Annotated in this window: 18 protein-coding genes and 1 riboswitch; all 18 genes read left to right on the plus strand. The window is 55.2% G+C overall.

What is annotated here, in order from left to right; all coding sequences use genetic code 11:
- Positions 1 to 78: 78 nt before the first annotated feature.
- On the plus strand, positions 79 to 828 hold the full coding sequence (locus B1A75_RS04955) for a sensor histidine kinase (protein ID WP_012820711.1): 750 nt from the start codon (positions 79 to 81) through the stop codon (positions 826 to 828).
- Between the two features lie 3 nt (positions 829 to 831).
- Positions 832 to 1,533 carry a response regulator transcription factor gene (locus B1A75_RS04960; RefSeq protein WP_011231754.1) on the plus strand — a complete coding sequence of 234 codons (702 nt, stop codon included), beginning with the start codon at positions 832 to 834 and terminating at the stop codon, positions 1,531 to 1,533.
- Complete coding sequence (locus tag B1A75_RS04965) at positions 1,533 to 2,822, plus strand: hypothetical protein (RefSeq protein ID WP_068896244.1); 1,290 nt, start codon at positions 1,533 to 1,535, stop codon at positions 2,820 to 2,822. Before B1A75_RS04960 ends, B1A75_RS04965 begins: the two co-directional genes overlap by 1 nt.
- An 81-nt stretch (positions 2,823 to 2,903) precedes the next feature.
- Positions 2,904 to 3,809: an acetamidase/formamidase family protein gene (locus B1A75_RS04970; RefSeq protein ID WP_079935845.1), complete on the plus strand. Its 906-nt coding sequence runs from the start codon at positions 2,904 to 2,906 to the stop codon at positions 3,807 to 3,809.
- A 13-nt stretch (positions 3,810 to 3,822) separates the two neighbouring features.
- Entirely contained in the window at positions 3,823 to 5,187 is a 1,365-nt protein-coding gene (locus B1A75_RS04975) for an APC family permease (protein WP_079935846.1), read from the plus strand.
- A gap of 185 nt (positions 5,188 to 5,372) precedes the next feature.
- The gene (locus B1A75_RS04980; protein WP_074043957.1) at positions 5,373 to 5,987 is read left to right on the plus strand and encodes a PH domain-containing protein; all 615 of its coding nucleotides are present in this window, start codon (positions 5,373 to 5,375) and stop codon (positions 5,985 to 5,987) included.
- A gap of 131 nt (positions 5,988 to 6,118) precedes the next feature.
- A riboswitch (cobalamin riboswitch) is annotated at positions 6,119 to 6,317 on the plus strand.
- A 137-nt stretch (positions 6,318 to 6,454) separates the two neighbouring features.
- Positions 6,455 to 7,414, plus strand: a complete 960-nt coding sequence (locus tag B1A75_RS04985) for an ABC transporter substrate-binding protein (protein ID WP_074043939.1) — start codon at positions 6,455 to 6,457, stop codon at positions 7,412 to 7,414.
- Positions 7,380 to 8,435, plus strand: a complete 1,056-nt coding sequence (locus B1A75_RS04990; protein WP_079935847.1) for a FecCD family ABC transporter permease — start codon at positions 7,380 to 7,382, stop codon at positions 8,433 to 8,435. The genes B1A75_RS04985 and B1A75_RS04990 overlap by 35 nt, the downstream gene beginning before the upstream one ends.
- Positions 8,432 to 9,904: an adenosylcobinamide amidohydrolase gene (locus tag B1A75_RS04995; protein ID WP_074043941.1), complete on the plus strand. Its 1,473-nt coding sequence runs from the start codon at positions 8,432 to 8,434 to the stop codon at positions 9,902 to 9,904. Before B1A75_RS04990 ends, B1A75_RS04995 begins: the two co-directional genes overlap by 4 nt.
- Entirely contained in the window at positions 9,901 to 10,872 is a 972-nt protein-coding gene (gene cbiB / locus B1A75_RS05000) for an adenosylcobinamide-phosphate synthase CbiB (protein ID WP_074043942.1), read from the plus strand. Before B1A75_RS04995 ends, cbiB begins: the two co-directional genes overlap by 4 nt.
- On the plus strand, positions 10,829 to 11,899 hold the full coding sequence (gene cobD / locus B1A75_RS05005) for a threonine-phosphate decarboxylase CobD (protein WP_074043943.1): 1,071 nt from the start codon (positions 10,829 to 10,831) through the stop codon (positions 11,897 to 11,899). The genes cbiB and cobD overlap by 44 nt, the downstream gene beginning before the upstream one ends.
- Entirely contained in the window at positions 11,896 to 12,453 is a 558-nt protein-coding gene (locus B1A75_RS05010; RefSeq protein ID WP_074043944.1) for a bifunctional adenosylcobinamide kinase/adenosylcobinamide-phosphate guanylyltransferase, read from the plus strand. The genes cobD and B1A75_RS05010 overlap by 4 nt, the downstream gene beginning before the upstream one ends.
- On the plus strand, positions 12,450 to 13,238 hold the full coding sequence (locus B1A75_RS05015) for an adenosylcobinamide-GDP ribazoletransferase (RefSeq protein ID WP_074043945.1): 789 nt from the start codon (positions 12,450 to 12,452) through the stop codon (positions 13,236 to 13,238). The genes B1A75_RS05010 and B1A75_RS05015 overlap by 4 nt, the downstream gene beginning before the upstream one ends.
- Entirely contained in the window at positions 13,196 to 13,846 is a 651-nt protein-coding gene (locus B1A75_RS05020; RefSeq protein ID WP_074043946.1) for a histidine phosphatase family protein, read from the plus strand. The genes B1A75_RS05015 and B1A75_RS05020 overlap by 43 nt, the downstream gene beginning before the upstream one ends.
- Positions 13,780 to 14,196: a bifunctional adenosylcobinamide kinase/adenosylcobinamide-phosphate guanylyltransferase gene (locus tag B1A75_RS05025; RefSeq protein WP_074043947.1), complete on the plus strand. Its 417-nt coding sequence runs from the start codon at positions 13,780 to 13,782 to the stop codon at positions 14,194 to 14,196. Before B1A75_RS05020 ends, B1A75_RS05025 begins: the two co-directional genes overlap by 67 nt.
- 14 nt (positions 14,197 to 14,210) lie before the next feature.
- On the plus strand, positions 14,211 to 14,789 hold the full coding sequence (locus B1A75_RS05030; RefSeq protein ID WP_074043948.1) for a cob(I)yrinic acid a,c-diamide adenosyltransferase: 579 nt from the start codon (positions 14,211 to 14,213) through the stop codon (positions 14,787 to 14,789).
- On the plus strand, positions 14,786 to 15,274 hold the full coding sequence (locus B1A75_RS05035; protein ID WP_074043949.1) for an ECF transporter S component: 489 nt from the start codon (positions 14,786 to 14,788) through the stop codon (positions 15,272 to 15,274). Before B1A75_RS05030 ends, B1A75_RS05035 begins: the two co-directional genes overlap by 4 nt.
- Positions 15,267 to 15,983 (plus strand): AIR synthase related protein, encoded by a 717-nt coding sequence (locus tag B1A75_RS05040; protein WP_074043950.1) that lies wholly within the window; start codon positions 15,267 to 15,269, stop codon positions 15,981 to 15,983. Before B1A75_RS05035 ends, B1A75_RS05040 begins: the two co-directional genes overlap by 8 nt.
- The last annotated feature ends 92 nt before the right edge of the window (positions 15,984 to 16,075 follow it).

Raw genomic sequence — 16,075 nt, forward strand, 5'->3', positions numbered from 1 at the left:
GTGATCAAATGAAAGAACAAATTTGTGATAAAATTAAAGAACAAATGAGAAAGCATTGCGCATGGCGGGGAGAATATGATGATTGCCGAGCCATTATTTCATCTCATTCTCATTTTCAGCGTATTGTTGCCGCTTGTATCGTTGACAGTGTTGGCGCTGTTGGGGGTAGCGGAAAAAGAAGTGGATTATTGGCAGTTGGAACATGCGCGCCTTCGATTGGAAAAAGAACTCCAAGAAAGCAAGTATATGCAGCTCCATCAACAAATCCGACCGCATTTCTTTTTCAATGCGTTGAACGCTTTCTTATCCTTGGCGCGCTTAGGAAAAAATGAAGAAATGATTCGGGGAATGGAGCATTTTGCGCTGTTTTTGCGTGATAGCTATGAGACGAAACAGCCGCTTATTCCGTTCAAACAAGAATGGGCGCATACAAGCAACTATCTAGCGGTGCAGCAGCTTCGCTTCGGTTCACGGCTGTCGGTGTCGGTGCAAATGGATCCGGATGGAGAGCGTGCGCTCATTCCTTCTTATACGTTGCAAACGCTGGTGGAAAACGCATTCAAACATGGCCTTGAGAAAAAAGCGGGTGAAAAATGTTTGGCGATCGATTTTCGACGCCAAGGCAACTGGGTATATTTGCGCGTCTGCGATAATGGCAATGAAGGGAAGGAGTTATCCATCGCGAATGGAGGTGTCGGCTTGGATAATTTGCGCAAGCGGTTTGCTCTTTTGTTTGATTTGCCAACTCAGCTTGTGTTGCAAAAAGATGAGCGCGGGTGGACAGAGGCGCTTGTCGTTTGGCCGTATGTTCCAGGGGATGAGGGATAAACGATGAAGGTGTTGATTGTCGATGATGAATATTTAGAATTGGAACAACTCACGTATTTGGTGAAGCGGAAATATCCGCATTGGGAAGTATGGCCGGCGGAGGATGCCGCAGAGGCGAAACGGTTGGCCGCATCCCATCGCTTCCGGCTGGCGCTGATCGATATCCACCTTCCTGGACAGTCCGGGTTGGATTTGGCCTATGAGCTCAAACAAAAACAGCCCGATCTTGCCTTGATCATTATCACAGCCTACCAAGATTTTGCTTATGCCAAACGGGCGATTCAGCTTGAAGTGCTCGACTACTTGGTGAAGCCGCTCATCGAGAGCGAGTTTGATCAAGCGTTGTCGAAATTTGAACAAAAGCATCCGGAAGCGCTTGTCTCGTCCCCGCTCATCCGCGCGGCGCTCGAATATGTGCACTGTCATTATGCACAAAAAATCAGCTTAACCGAGGTAGCCGCTGCCGTGCATGTACATCCAGCCTATTTGAGCAGGCTGTTTGTTGAGGAGATCGGCATCCATTTTAAGGATTACGTCAATCGATATCGGATTGAAAAGGCGAAAGAGCTGTTGACCAAAAAGCCGGATTGGTCCATGGCACGCATTGCTGAGGAGACAGGATTTTCTAGTCAACATCATTTCAGTCATTTGTTTCGAAAATATGTCGGCATCCCGCCTACGAAGTATAAGGAGACCAATGGATAATGGACTGGTATATGCTTTTATTCATGGCATGCGTACTGCTGCTTGCTGCTGTGCCGCATATTGGTCGCTGCAGTTTTATCGGAGCGGAGGCGCTTGGATTAAGCAAGGGGGTCAATGCCCTGTTACTGCGTTTCGCATCCGGTGAGCTGCTGTTGTTTGGATGTTATGCTTTTATTCATGGTGGGGTGGCGGCGGGGGTGGTGACGGCTATGGCGGTGTGGGCCGCCGTTTTTGTGCTTTGGCGTTCAGCAGCGGCCGTACGCTATCGTTCCCTAACAGAGGAAGGGGATCGCTGGCCGGACTGCTGTTTTACGGCGCGGGCTTTGTTTTTCTTTCGGTTTTTTGTTCGCCTTCTTTCGATCGGCCGGCTGCTTACCGTTGTCGTGTTATGTGCATATTTGTTGCAGCAACTCTTTCGTTTTTCTCCGACTTTTTTATTCATTTGGTTCGTCTATGTGTACGTGTTTACCGTGCTCGCCGGTTGGTTGGGGATGCGGAAAATCGGAACGGTTCTGCTATACATTGTTTATATAGTGATGGGAATGGTTCCGTTTGCCTATTATCTAACGGGTGGTGTGGCGCGGCAATATGAGATGATTGTACGCACTGTCCCAGCTTCCCTCGATGTGAACATGGTTTCGTTGTTCGTGTTGTTTTGGGCTGTGCTGGCGGCGGCTGCCGGGCAATGGTTGGCCGACGAGTATGTATGGGATATTGCATCAATATTGAAAAAAGAACGCGTTGCGCTGACGTTTTCTATGGCCGCGTTTTGCCTTGCTCCGCTTCCGTTGGCCGTTGCAGCCTTATGCGTCCCGTATGCGGCGGCCGCTTCGACTGCCGCCATACTGAAACGGTGGCTGCTTCATTCTTCTGTCTTGATTGCTTGGCCGCTTACTATTGCCTTGCTGGCGGCGTTGTCACTCAGCTTATCCCTTTCCTTGCATTCCGTTGTGCAAATTTTTTGGCACAGGTGGAGCAGGCATCTCTCATGGACATATGTCATCTCTTTTTTGCTTGTACTAGCCCTCTTTTTTATTGCTCCTCTTCTTCCGATGCGGATGGTCATGTTTTCGACCGCCTTGCTTGCCTCCTCGTGTTTTGGGTTGGCTGCTTTACGGACAGGAGAGAAACCGATGGGGGTTATAGGCATGATCGGATGGGTATGTTTGTTTGCTATCGCCTGGCGATGGGGAATGCGCCATAATGTGCTGGAGGCCATAGCATGGAATGGGATTGGCGGTTTCTTGTTTACTCAGATTTATCGATTAATTCAAAAAATAAAGAAGTAACAAAAATGAATCAAAAAAATGCAAAACAGTTTGTTTGCTCCCTGTTATAATGAGACAAAAACGAAAGGGAGGAAAGCGGACATGTCATTTGTTCCATGCACAACGGCCATTTATGCATTTAGCAAAAACCACCAACCGGTTCGAACAGTACAGTCAGGGGAAACGTTTGTCATCGAAACGTACGACTGTTTCCAAAATCAAATTACTTCAAGCGAAACGCCGTTTGACTCGATCGATTGGAATCATATCAATCCGGCGACCGGACCGATCTATATTGAAGGGGCGGAACCCGGTGACATTTTAGCGGTAAAAATTGAACAGATTCGCCTCAAAGGACAGGGGGTCATGGCTGTCGGCCCAGGGCTCGGGGTGCTTGGAGACCGGATTCCGCAGTTTGAGGCAAAAATGATTCCAGTAGAAGAAAACCGGGCCGTATTTGACGAGCATCTTTCTATTCCATTAAATCCAATGATTGGCGTCATCGGGGTAGCGCCGAGCGGTGAGGATGTGTCGTGCGGGACGCCCGGGCCGCATGGCGGCAATATGGATACAAAGCTCATTACAACAGGGGCAACCGTTTACTTCCCGGTTTTTGTCAAAGGGGCGTTGTTCGCATTAGGCGATTTGCATGCGGCGATGGGGGACGGCGAAATCGGCGTGTCTGGTATCGAAATTCCGGGGGAAGTGACGGTCACCGTCCGGGTGATGAAAGGATATTCGCTCAACCATCCACTGTTGCAAAACGATGATGGCATTGCGACGATCGTCTCGGCCAAAACGTTGGATGAGGCGGTCAAACAGTCGGTTGAGGAAATGGTTGATTTGCTGTTGCCGCACACTCCGTTGACGCTGAACCATTTGACGATGGTGCTTAGCGCTGCCGGTCAGACACAAATCAGCCAAGTCGTTGACCCGCTCGTCACGGCGCGTTTCTTTGTACCGCGATTTGTGCTTGAAGCGTATGTCATCCGCCTGTTTGAGGATTGAGGAGGGAACGGCGATGGCGCAACTTGAAACGAACACATCGGTCGAGTCGCTTGGTTATAAACAGGAATTAAAACGGTCGCTCACATTTGTTGATTTGTTGATTTACGGAATGGTGTTCATGGTGCCGATCGCTCCTTTCGGCATTTACGGGTATGTAGCGCAAGGGTCAAAAGGGATGGTCGCCTTAGCATACTTAATCGGAATGGTGGGGATGATTTTCACCGCCTTGAGCTACGCCAGAATGGCCGAGGCGTTTCCAATCGCTGGTTCCGTGTATTCCTACGCCCAGCGGGGAATGAATGAATATGTCGGTTTTATGGCAGGCTGGGTCATTTTGCTTGATTACATTTTCGTTCCGGCTCTTCTCTATTTGGTCAGCGCTGCTGCCTTAGCCGACATTGTGCCGCAAGTGCCGATTTACGTGTGGCTAATTCTGTTTATTGCCATGAATACGATCATTAATATTCTCGGAATCGAGATGACGGCCAAAGCGAACAAAGTGATTGTTGTTTTAGAGCTCATTGTCCTTGCAGTGTTTGTGATCACAGGAATTATTGCTATTATAAAAGGCGTCAATGGAGCGCAGTTTACGTTCAAACCGCTGTACGATCCCGATCATTTCAGCGTGGAGACGGTGATGGGGGCGGTGTCGGTGGCCGTCTTGAGCTTCCTTGGTTTTGATGCGGTGTCGACGCTGGCTGAGGAAACGAGAGACGGGAAATCATCGATCGGCAAAGCGATCATTTTCGCTTTGCTCGTTGTCGGTGCGCTTTTCATCGTGCAAACATGGGTCGCCGCTCTCATTTGGCCTGATTATACGACGTTTAAAAACGCGGACGTGGCGTTTTATCAGATTGCGGAGCTGGCAGGCGGACCATGGCTGAAATGGACAACGATCGTCGCCACCGCGCTTTCGTGGGGGATCGCGAACGCGCTCGTCGCCCAGGCAGCCATCTCCCGCATTTTGTACAGCATGGGTCGCGACCGTAAACTGCCCAGTGTGCTGGCCAAAGTGCATCCGAAATTTCAAACGCCATACGTCAGCACATTGCTTGTCGCTGTGATTTCGCTCATTGTCACGACGGTGTTCGCCTCGCAAATTGATAAGCTCGCTTCGCTTGTCAACTTTGGCGCCCTGACGGCTTTCCTCTTTTTGCATGTGTCGGTGATGAACTATTTCTTGCGCAAACAAAAGAGTAACGATTATATCAATCATCTCTTGTTTCCGCTCATCGGTTTTGTTATCATCGGCTATGTATGGATGAATCTGGACCCGCTCAGCAAAAAGCTAGGATTGATTTGGATCGCGATTGGACTCGTTTATTTGATCTTTTTGCGACTCACTAACAAAGACTCCCGTCTAAGCGGGGAACTGTAGTTGCTTGTATGGCCTGACGCCGTCATAAAAGGCGTTGGGTCTTTCGTTTTTTGCCGACGATGAAACATTTTTTCGATCGCGACGTATTACAGAATGAGAGTACGGCGCCTTGTTAAGGCAAAACGCCGTTCATCCGCAATAGGCGGGCGCCGATAAAACATGGAAGGAGCCGGAGGAAAATGAGCATGTTTGGAAAAGTCGCCGCCGATGTGCTTGGGCTAAGCGACATCGGCTCGGTTATTCAGCCGAAAGATTACGACAAAGTGGATGCCGATGATTATGTGATGCACGAGGATGGGGAAAAAATCTATTTCCTTATTAAATCGAAATCCGATGAATATTGCTTCACAAACCGCGCGCTCATTCATCTAGACGGCACAAGCGCCACGAGCAAAAAACGGACGCTGCGCCGCTACGATTACTATAAGCATCCGATTTCCGACGTGTCGCTCGAAACAGCCGGGACGGTCGACTTGGACGCGGAAATCAAATTTAAAATCGGGTCGCACTCCTACTCGATTGATGTGCATAAAAAGCATATTGAGGAATTGAAAGATTTGTATAAATCGCTGCTGGCGATCGCGGAGATTTGCCATGAAAACGAAACGAAGTTCAACTATGCGGAGCGGAGTTTGGAACTGGCGGCCAAGGTGTTTGCCAACATGCGCGGCGACGGCGCCAATGTGTCGGCGGATTTTCAGGCCGTGAATGAATACGCTTTTCGCTGGCTGGCGGAAGCGAAAAAGAACTATACGGTGAAGGATTTCGGGTTTGTGTTTGAAAAATATATCGGGCAGTAAAGGGATCGAAAAGGCGTCAAAAGGAAGCGCCTTTTCTTCATCTATCTAGGTGGTGGACCGACTTCTTTCTACAAAAATAGTTGTCAAACACCAAGCCTTGCTTTAATATAAAAATGTCCATATCCGATAACTGAATAGATTCGCAGCAAGGTGCCGAAAAGGCTTAATAGGGAATCCGGTGAGAATCCGGAGCTGTCCCCGCAACTGTCAATGCGGACGAAATGAAATCGCCACTGTACGGACAGATGGCTTGCGCTGTTTTCCGTACGGGAAGGCTTCAGAGTAGGATGAAGCATGAGTCAGTAGACCTGCCTTGCTTGCCGCAGTTTCCGAATCTTCGGGGGGTGAGACGCGGAAACAGTCGTACAGGGCATTGTTGTGCCCATTGGCGGTCTGTTTCGCGCTCATTCCCAGATTTAGGCGGAATGGGCGTTTTTATTTTTACATAGCGAAAGGGGGAACGACCGATGAAGCGTTGGAAATGGACGGCGGCGTTGGCTGCTCTATTCCTTCTGGCCGCCGTGCTGGTCGGTTGCAGCAGTGGGACCAATAGCAACGCCCAACCAACGAAAAAAGAAGAGCCGAAAACGGAACAAGCGGCGTTTCCGGTGACGGTGAAAGACGGGCTTGGCCAAGATGTAACCATCAAGGCAGAGCCGAAAAAAATCGTCTCACTCATCCCAAGCAATACGGAAATCGCCTATGCGTTGGGGCTTGGCGAGAAAATCGTCGGCGTCAGCGATTTTGACAATTATCCGGAAGACGTCAAAACGAAAACGAAAATCGGCGGCATGGAGTTTAACGTCGAGAAAATCATTTCGCTCAAGCCGGATCTCGTCTTGGCTCACGCGTCAAGCGCCCATAACTCGCGCGATGGCCTCAAGCAATTGAAAGACGCCGGCATCACCGTGCTTGTCGTGAATGATGCAAAGTCGTTTGACGATGTGTATGCGTCCATCGAATTGATCGGCAAAGCGACAGGGACGACGGACAAAGCGAAGCAAGTGATTAATGATATGAAAGAGAAGCTTGCGCAAATTCAAGAAAAAGCGAAACAAATCCCGGCGGATAAGCAGGCGAACGTCTGGATTGAAGTGTCGCCGCCGCCGCAGCTGTATACGGCCGGCAAAGGGACGTTTATGGATGAGATGCTCCAAGTGATTTCAGCGAAAAACGTCGCCGGCAGCTTGGAAGGCTGGCCGATGGTGACAGAAGAAAAAGCAGTGGCCTATAAGCCGGACGTTATCATCACGACATACGGCGGAGCGAAGCAAGTGCTTGCGCGCACCGCTTGGAAAGACGTGCCAGCGGTGAAAAACAAGCGGGTGTATGACGTCAACTCCGATTTAGTGAGCCGGCCGGGTCCGCGCCTTGCCGAAGGGGTCGAGGAACTTGCCAAAGCCATTTACCCGGATGTGTTCAAGTAAAACGTGGATGTATATATTGGCCGTCATGGCGGCCATTTTATCGTTGCTCGTAGGGATATCGACAGGATCGCTGTCGATTCCCTTTTCTTCTATTGTTCGCATTCTTGCGTCCGAATGGTTTGGTATGCCGCTTCCGTCTGACATTCCGGCCGATTGGGCGCCGATTGTCATAGCGATTCGCCTGCCGCGCGTTGTGCTCGCGTTTTTGGTCGGCGCCTCGCTGGCGATGGCCGGCGCGGCGTTCCAAGGGTTGCTGAAAAATGCGCTCGCCGATCCGTACACGCTCGGCGTCTCATCCGGCGCTGCGGTCGGAGCGGTGCTCGTCATGTTTCTCGGTTGGCAATGGCCGCTCTTTGGCACGTTTACATTGCCGGTGGTCAGCATTTTGTTTGGCATGGCGACGCTTGCCGCCGTTTTGGCGTTCACCCGCGCGGTTGAGCGGCAGCTGTCGGTTGAGACGATCATTTTAGCCGGCATTATCTTCGGCGCGTTTTTCAGCGCCTTCATTTCGCTCATGATCGCTTTGACCGGGGAAGAATTGCGGCAAATCATCTCATGGCTGATGGGGAGCGTGGCGATGCGCGGCTGGAAGTACAGCGGGCTTTTGTTGCCGTTTTTTCTCATCGGCGCGGCGGTGCTTCTCGCCAACGGCCGCGAGTTGAACGCGTTTGCTTTTGGCGAGGCGGCGGCGCTTCATGTCGGCGTTGATGTTACGCGCCGAAAAGTCATCATTTTGACGGCGGCCGCGCTACTCACTGGCGCGGCGGTGTCGGTGTCCGGGACGATCGGTTTTGTTGGGCTCGTTGTTCCGCATATGGTCCGGCTTGTGTGCGGGCCAAACTATCGGATGCTGCTGCCGCTGTCGCTCTTGTATGGCGGGGCGTTTCTTGTGCTCGCCGATGTGGCGGCGCGGACGATCATTGAACCGCGCGAACTGCCGATCGGCGTCATCACCTCGCTGATCGGCGCCCCGCTATTTGCCGTCTTGTTTTTCCGAAAAACGAAGCGAAAGATGGGATGATGATGCTTGAGGTGCGGGCCGTATCGCATCGGTATGGACCAAAGCAAGTGCTTGATCGTGTGACGTTTTCCGTGGAAAAAGGGGAGCTGTTCGGCATCGTCGGGCCGAACGGCAGTGGAAAAACGACGCTGCTGAAACTCATTTGCAAAGAGCTTCCGCTTGCCAGCGGTGAGATCAAGATTCATGGCCAGCCGCTTTTGGCGCTGTCTGCGAAGCAATGGGCGCGGTTTGCCGCCGTCCTGCCGCAGACAGCGGAGACGGCGCCCGGCTACACGGTGAGAGAAACGGTGGCACTCGGCCGTTATGCTCATCAGCGCGGCTTGTTTCCGGCGTGGACGAAAGAGGATGAAGCCGCGGTTCAAGAAGCGCTTCGTGCGGTCGGCTTGGCCGACAAAATCAATGAGCCGCTTGAGCGGCTAAGCGGCGGGGAGCGGCAGCGCGCCTATTTGGCGCGGGCGCTCGCCCAAGAGCCGCGGCTGCTGCTTTTGGATGAACCGACGAACCATATGGATATGAGTGGCCAAGTCCGGCTTTTGGACCGGCTCGCGGAAGCTGCCCGCTCCCGCGATTTGACGGTCGTCGCCGTCTTTCACGATATGAACGTCGCTAGCTTATATTGCGACCGGGTGCTTGTGTTAAAAGAAGGAAAAACAGCGGCGCTTGGAACGCCGACAGATGTGATGACGCCGGCGCTGCTTGAGGAAGTGTTTGCCGCGCCGATTGTGCGTTTGGCCCATCCGGCGACGGCAAAGCCGATGTTTTCGTTTGTGCCGAAAGGAAAACAAGAAGAATCGCCGGCCGGCGGGCTGCGTTTGTCCTTTCTTGATGACGCCGCTGTTCTTGCCTCCTGCCAGCCGCTTCGCGTCCTGTCCTCGGCATTGATCGGCGCTGGGTTTCAATGGGCGACCCATTTTGTCAATCGCCATGTCGGGTTGGATTACGATTGCCGCGATGCGGAAGGAGACATGCGCCGCTATTTGGAGCAACACGGGTTTTCGCCGGAACGAACGATCGGCATGATGACGGCGGTTGACGTCCATGATGCCGTTTGGCTTCAGGAAGAAGGGGAAGCGTTTTCGGTTGCGGTCATGACGACCGCTGGCGTCGGCAATGCGGTTGATGCCGCTCGGGCATGGCAGCATAAGCCGCTTGTGGCAAGGCCGGGAACGATCAATATGGTGATTGTCATTGACGGAATGCTGACGGAAGCGGCGTTTGTCCAGGCGATGATGACGGCGACGGAAGCGAAGGCGAAAGCGCTCGCCGACCGTTCGGTTTGCGACCCGGAAACAGGGACGCTTGCCACCGGCACGTCGACCGATTCGCTCGCCGTGGCGGCGACGCAAACCGGGCGGACGTTTGCCTATGCCGGAACGGCGACGGAACTGGGGCGCGCGATCGGTCGGCTCGTGTATGAAGCGACGATCGAGGCGCTTGACCGCTACAAGCGGCGGAGGGGGCGGCGATGACGCACCTGTTCGCGATGGCATTGGCCTTGTTGCTTGACGCGTTGCTTGGCGACCCGCATTGGCTTCCGCATCCGGTGCGGGGCATGGGAAAGTGGATCGCCTGGTTTGATCGGCGCTGGAACCAGGGAACAAGGCGGCGGGCGAAAGGTGCGGCGGCCGTAGCGGCGGTCCTGGCCGCCGTCTACGGGTTGTCGGCGTTGGTCGTTTATGTAGGCTATGCGTTGTCCGTGTACGTGGGGGTGGCGGTCGAGGCGGCGCTTATTTTCACCACCATTGCGACCAAAAGCCTCGCTGAAGCGGCTGAGGATGTGCGCCGGCCGCTTGAAGCGGGCGATCTTCCCGAGGCGCGGCGGGCGCTGTCGATGATCGTTGGCCGCGACACCGAGCGGCTCGATGAGGCCGGCATCACCCGCGCCTGCGTCGAAACGGTGGCGGAAAATACGAGCGACGGCATCACTGCTCCGCTCTTTTACGCGGCCTTGGGCGGCGCGCCGCTTGCCATGCTGTACCGGGCGGTGAACACGTGCGATTCGATGCTCGGCTATAAAAATGAAACGTATCGCGAATTTGGTTGGGCAGCTGCTCGGTTGGATGATGTGTTCAACTATATTCCAGCGCGGCTGACGGCGCTCGTGATGGTGTTGGTCTGCGGCGGCCGCCGGCTTCGTTTGGCGCTGTCGATATTGTTTCGCGATGCCCGCCGCCACCCAAGCCCGAACAGCGGCTGGCTCGAGGCGGCGATGGCTGGATTGCTTGGGGTGCAGCTGGGCGGGACGAATACATATGGCGGCGTCGTCTCTGAGCGGCCGACACTCGGCGATCCCGATGTTCCGCTGCGCTCGGTTCATATTCGCCAGGCGGTCGGCATCATGATCAGAACGGTGCTCGCCTTTACGTTATTGCTATGGATCGGGGGGATGATCGTTGCGTTGGCCGGCGCATGGGGCGAATCCGCGCGCGTTGTATGAGCAATGCGGATTGGCCCCTCCGAAAGAATACATTGATTTCAGCGTCAATACGAACCCATATCGCCTGCCGCCGTCGGCTTGGCCGAACGGCGAGGAATGGATTCGCTGGGCCGGTGAGTATCCGGATCCGGAAGCGAAGGCGCTCAGGGAGCTCGTTGCCAAGCAGGAGCAGATTCGCCCCGGGCAAGTGCTGGTGACGAACGGGGCAGCGGAGGCGATTTATTTGTTGGCCGCGCTGCTTGCCGGCCGGCGCGTCGGCATCTTAGAGCCGACGTTTTCCGAGTATCGGCGCGCCTGCCTTGCTTACGGATGCGAAGTCAAGTCTTTGCTGGCAGAGGAAAGCCACGGTTTTTCGTACGACATCGACAAAGCGGCGGCATGGGCAGCGGAATGCGACGCGGTTTTTTTCTGTCATCCGAACAACCCGACCGGAACCGTGATGCCGGAGCGTGATCTCCGCTCGCTCGTCGCTGCAGCGGATCAAGCAGGGACGTATATCGTGGTGGATGAGGCGTTCTATCCGTTTTGGCGCGGCGGATTTACAGCCATGCGGTGGCTGGATCGCTATCCGCGCCTCATTGTGCTTCGATCGTTGACGAAAATCCATCATCTGGCCGGCGCGCGCCTTGGTTATGTCGCTGCCGACGAGGCGGTGATCGCTTCGCTGAAAACGCATCAGCCGCCATGGAGCACAAACTGCATCGCCCAACAATTGGCGCTTCGTTTCATGGCGATGGAATCGTTTGTCAAGTGGACGAAAGAACGGATCGCCGCCGAGCGGGAGCGCGTGTTTCGGTCGCTGCCGGCCGGCCGGTATGCCGTCTCGCCGTCGGTGGTCAATTTTTACTTGCTGCGTCCGCTCTCCGGACGGACAGAGGATTTGTTTTTCTATTTATTGCAGCAAGGAATCGTCCCGCGGCATACAATGAATTTTCCTGGACTGGATGGACGTTACGTGCGGCTCGCGGTCAAAACGCAGGTGGAAAACGATCGGCTGCTTGAGGCGCTTGCGAGGTGGAGCGGATGATTGTGTTTGTCAGCGGAGCCGCGCGCAGCGGAAAAAGTGAAGCGGCGGAAGTATGCGCCATCCGGCTTTCTTGCGGAGGTCGGCTTCACTATATTGCTACCGCGCAGGCAGTGGATGAAGAAATGACGGAGCGCATCCGCCGCCATCAAGAGCGGCGTGCGGCGCAGGCCGCGCATTGGACGGTGTGGGAAGCCCCGTTCTCTTCTCGGGAGATTGCCGCTTCCCTGCGCCCTAATGATGTCGTCCTGCTTGATTGCTTGACCGCTTGGCTCGCCCACGAATTGTTTTCCGGGGAAAGCTGGAAAACAGACGCAACCGCCCAAGCCACCGCCCGCCGCTTGCTTGACGGAGTGCGGGCGTGGGATGCCGCCTGCCGCGCGGTTGTGATTGTATCGAACGAGCTGTTTTCCGGGGGCGTGCCGGATGATCCTGGCACATTTCGCTACATGAAAACGCTTGGCTCGCTTCACCAACAGTTGGTCGCGGAAGCAGCGGCCGCCGCGGTCGTTGAATGCGGCCTTCTCCGCGTGAAAAAGGGGCGGTGGCCGCGATGAAGCAAGCATGGAACGGATGGCTGTTGGCGCTGCAGCTGTTTACCATCATCCCGATTCGGCGCTCGATTGAATGGAACGCCGTCCATGTCCGCTGGCTCGTACGCTGTATGCCGCTTGCGGGGGCGCTGATCGGGGCGTTTTCAGCCGGAGTGTATGCGCTCTTTTCGTTATTTTCATTTGGCTCGCCGCTTGTTTGGGCGCTTCTTCTTCTTTGGCTCGGCATTTGGATAGCCGGCGGGCTGCATGCCGATGGGTTTATGGATGTAAGCGATGCGTTTTTTTCATACCGCGATGTGAAGCGGCGGCAAGAGATCATGTCCGATTCGCGTGTCGGTGCGTTTGCGGTGTTGTCGCTTATTTGTTTGTTGTCATTTCGTTGGCTGTTTCTGTACGAATCGCTCCAAGCCGGCGTTCCGCCGGCGCTGTTCGCCGCCGTTCCGCTGTTGTCGCGGGCCGGAGCTGCCTGGCTTCTTTCCGTCGGCAAGCTGGCAAAGCCGACAGGAATGGCCGCATCGCTTCGCGAATATAGTTCATGGCGTGATGCCATTTGGGCGCTTGGACTCGCTTTTGTATTGCTTTCGCTTCTTTGTGCATCCACCGCCATTTCGGTGCAAACAGGGGCGGCGCTGGCTGCAGCGGTTGTCGTTTTGGCGGCGGCAGCGAAGCCGTGGGCGGAAAAACAGTTTGGCGGCATCACCGGCGATGTGCTCGGCGCGCTGATCGAAGGAGGGGAGACGGTGCTATGGGGCGTCATTTGGCTGTTACACTCATCCGCCATGGGATGACGGAACAAAACCGACGTCGGGCGTATATCGGCTGGACGGATGCGCCGCTTGCGGCCGCGGAGCGCAATCGGCTATGCCGTTTGCAGCTTGAGCGGCCGTATCCGGTCGACTGCATGGTCACAAGCGACCTTCACCGCTGTCGAGAAACGGCCGCCTTGCTGTTTGGCGGACGCAGGGCAGATTGGTGCACCAGCCGCTGGCGCGAGTTTCACTTTGGCGCTTGGGAAGGAAAAACGTTTGCTGAGCTGGAAGAAGAGCCCGCCTACCGCCAATGGCTTGCGTCGCCCTTTTCCGCGGCGCCGCCTGGAGGAGAGCGTTATGCCGACTTTCAAGCGCGCATCAAACAGGCGCTCGCGGAGACGATCGCTTTGGCCGAGCAAAGCGAAGCCCGCCATGTCGTGATCGTCACCCATGGCGGCCCAATTCGCCTCCTGCTCGAGCAGTATGCGCCGGATGCCCGTTCGTTCTGGGAATGGGAGGTGCCATTTGCCGGCGGATATACGTTGGAATCGACGATCGAGCGTTGGAAAGGGGGAGAGCGGTGCATTTCGTTATCGGCGGTGCGTTTCAAGGAAAACGAAAATGGGTGCGGGAACGGTATGGAATAAATGATGGAGTTCATATTGTATGGCATAACGGTTATTTGGAGCCGTATAGGTCGCCGGATGGCATCGAAACGGCAAAAACGGTCGTCTTTGACGGGTTGGAAGCCGCCATCCGCCTCCGTCCGGACGCAGACGAGTGGGAATCCTATTTCCGCGCTTGGCAACGATGGGAAGCGGCAGCGCCTAACCGCACGGTCGTTTGGATCGGCACCGATGTGACGCAAGGCGTTGTTCCGGTTGATCCGGAAGAGCGGCGCTGGCGCGACGCAGTGGGAATGTGCTACCAGCGACTAGCTTCCTTGTGTTGCCGCGTCGACCGGCTTTGGTGCGGACTGGCGGAACGATTGAAATAAGGGGGAGAGGAAAAGTGAAATTGTATACGCGAACCGGGGACCAAGGGAAAACGAGTTTAGTCGGCGGGCGCGTTGACAAAGACCATTTGCGCGTCGAGGCGTACGGGACGATTGACGAGGCGAATTCGTTCATCGGATGGGCGCTTGCGTTATTGGCCGGCGATGAACGGTTTCGCGACCTTTGCGCCGAGCTGCAAAAAATCCAGCACGAGCTGTTTGACTGCGGCGGCGACCTGGCCATCGTCAACGGCAAGCTTCCGTATAAGGTGACCGAGGCGATGGTCACATTTTTAGAAGAGCGCATTGATGCGCACGTGCAAGAGGCACCGCCATTGCAAAAATTCATTTTGCCGGGCGGCTCCAAGGCGGCTGCGGCGCTCCATATGGCGCGTACGGTGGCAAGACGGGCGGAGCGGTGCATCGTTTCCTTGCAAAAAGCGGAGCCGATCAACGATGTTGTGCTCAAATATATGAACCGCCTGTCCGATTATTTGTTCGCCGCTGCCCGGGTCGTGAACGCCCGTTTAGGGGTAAAGGACATCGAGTATGAACGGAGCGCTATTGTGTTCCGCAACAAGGAGGAGAAACAATGAACCGCCGCTTGGCTTGGACGGCCGTTTGTTTGGCGCTTTCGGTGATCGGATCCTTCATCAAGCTGCCGACGTTTGTCGGCAGCATCGCTTTGGACAGCGCACCGGCGCTTGTCGCCGCCGGGGTTCTTGGTCCGCGCGCCGGAGCGGCGGTCGCTGGGCTGGGGCATTTGGTTTCGGCGTTGATCGGCGGTTTTCCACTCGGCCCGATTCATTGGTTTGTCGCTCTTGAAATGGCGGGGCTTGGCGCCCTGTTCGCCGTGTTGCATCGGCGGGGATGGAAAATAGGCAGCGCCGCGGCCTTTTTCATCGGCAATGCGTTTTTGGCGCCGCTGCCGCTTGCCGTTTCGTTCGGCTGGCCGTTTGTTTTTGCCGTCATTCCGCCGCTTTCGGCAGCTGCCGCGGTCAACGTGTTGATCGCTTTGGCCGTCATGCCGGTTGTCGCCCGGTTGGCGGCGAAAGCGGGGGTGGAGGCGCCGCATGCGTGATGTGCTTTTCCTTCCATTTGCCGACGGCATGGAGATCGCCGTTGCCGCCGACGGTTCGGCGGCGGTCGGGGACAAGCCGGGCGACGTCGTATCTGCTCCGGCTGATGTGGTCGCTTATTTTGCCGCCCGCGTCGCTTTAATGGAATTAGTAAGCGTCGGAGCGGAAGCGAGGGCCATCGTGCTGCAAAACTTCATCGCCGATGACCGGTGGGAAGCCCTTTGCCGCGGCATCGGCCGGGCGTGCCGCGAGCTGGGGATCGATCCCCCGATCACCGGCAGCACGGAATCGAATTTTCCCACCGTGCAGTCGGCGCTTGGAGTGACGGCCATCGGGACGGTGGCCAACGAACGGAAACGAATCGGCATCACGCCGGAAGAGGCGAAGTTTGCCGTCATCGGCCGTCCTCTCGTCGGCTCGGCCGTGTTGGCGCATCCGGAATGGGTTGCGCCGCTTTCGCTGTTTGCCGCTCTTCTTCGCTCACCATACATTTACGAATTGATTCCCATCGGCTCGAAAGGTATTTATTACGAATGGACACAGCTGTTAGCCGCTAACGGCCGCCAAGGGCGGGCCTGCGCATGCCCGCTTCCGCTCTTTTCCTCCGGCGGCCCGGCGACGTCGGTGCTTGTCAGTTACGATCCGGATGGCGAAAGTGAAATCAAAAAGCAAGCCGGCTCTCTCTTTTTTCCACTGCACGTCGAGTGGTAAAAGCCGGCTGCTTTTGGTGAAAAAATCATTCCCTTTTTAGCTCGAACCCGTTATCATGAAGATAATGGGATTTTTTTGTCGCGGTCCATGGG

The organism is Geobacillus sp. LEMMY01 (assembly GCF_002042905.1).
Classification (GTDB): Bacteria; Bacillota; Bacilli; order Bacillales; family Anoxybacillaceae; genus Geobacillus; species Geobacillus proteiniphilus.

Coding starts and splice junctions, on each gene's coding strand:
- B1A75_RS04955 (WP_012820711.1), top strand. CDS start 79: ATGATTGCCGAGCCATTATTTCATCTCATTCTCATTTTCAGCGTATTG.
- B1A75_RS04960 (WP_011231754.1), top strand. CDS start 832: ATGAAGGTGTTGATTGTCGATGATGAATATTTAGAATTGGAACAACTC.
- B1A75_RS04965 (WP_068896244.1), top strand. CDS start 1,533: ATGGACTGGTATATGCTTTTATTCATGGCATGCGTACTGCTGCTTGCT.
- B1A75_RS04970 (WP_079935845.1), top strand. CDS start 2,904: ATGTCATTTGTTCCATGCACAACGGCCATTTATGCATTTAGCAAAAAC.
- B1A75_RS04975 (WP_079935846.1), top strand. CDS start 3,823: ATGGCGCAACTTGAAACGAACACATCGGTCGAGTCGCTTGGTTATAAA.
- B1A75_RS04980 (WP_074043957.1), top strand. CDS start 5,373: ATGTTTGGAAAAGTCGCCGCCGATGTGCTTGGGCTAAGCGACATCGGC.
- B1A75_RS04985 (WP_074043939.1), top strand. CDS start 6,455: ATGAAGCGTTGGAAATGGACGGCGGCGTTGGCTGCTCTATTCCTTCTG.
- B1A75_RS04995 (WP_074043941.1), top strand. CDS start 8,432: ATGATGATGCTTGAGGTGCGGGCCGTATCGCATCGGTATGGACCAAAG.
- cbiB (WP_074043942.1), top strand. CDS start 9,901: ATGACGCACCTGTTCGCGATGGCATTGGCCTTGTTGCTTGACGCGTTG.
- B1A75_RS05010 (WP_074043944.1), top strand. CDS start 11,896: ATGATTGTGTTTGTCAGCGGAGCCGCGCGCAGCGGAAAAAGTGAAGCG.
- B1A75_RS05015 (WP_074043945.1), top strand. CDS start 12,450: ATGAAGCAAGCATGGAACGGATGGCTGTTGGCGCTGCAGCTGTTTACC.
- B1A75_RS05020 (WP_074043946.1), top strand. CDS start 13,196: ATGGGGCGTCATTTGGCTGTTACACTCATCCGCCATGGGATGACGGAA.
- B1A75_RS05035 (WP_074043949.1), top strand. CDS start 14,786: ATGAACCGCCGCTTGGCTTGGACGGCCGTTTGTTTGGCGCTTTCGGTG.
- B1A75_RS05040 (WP_074043950.1), top strand. CDS start 15,267: ATGCGTGATGTGCTTTTCCTTCCATTTGCCGACGGCATGGAGATCGCC.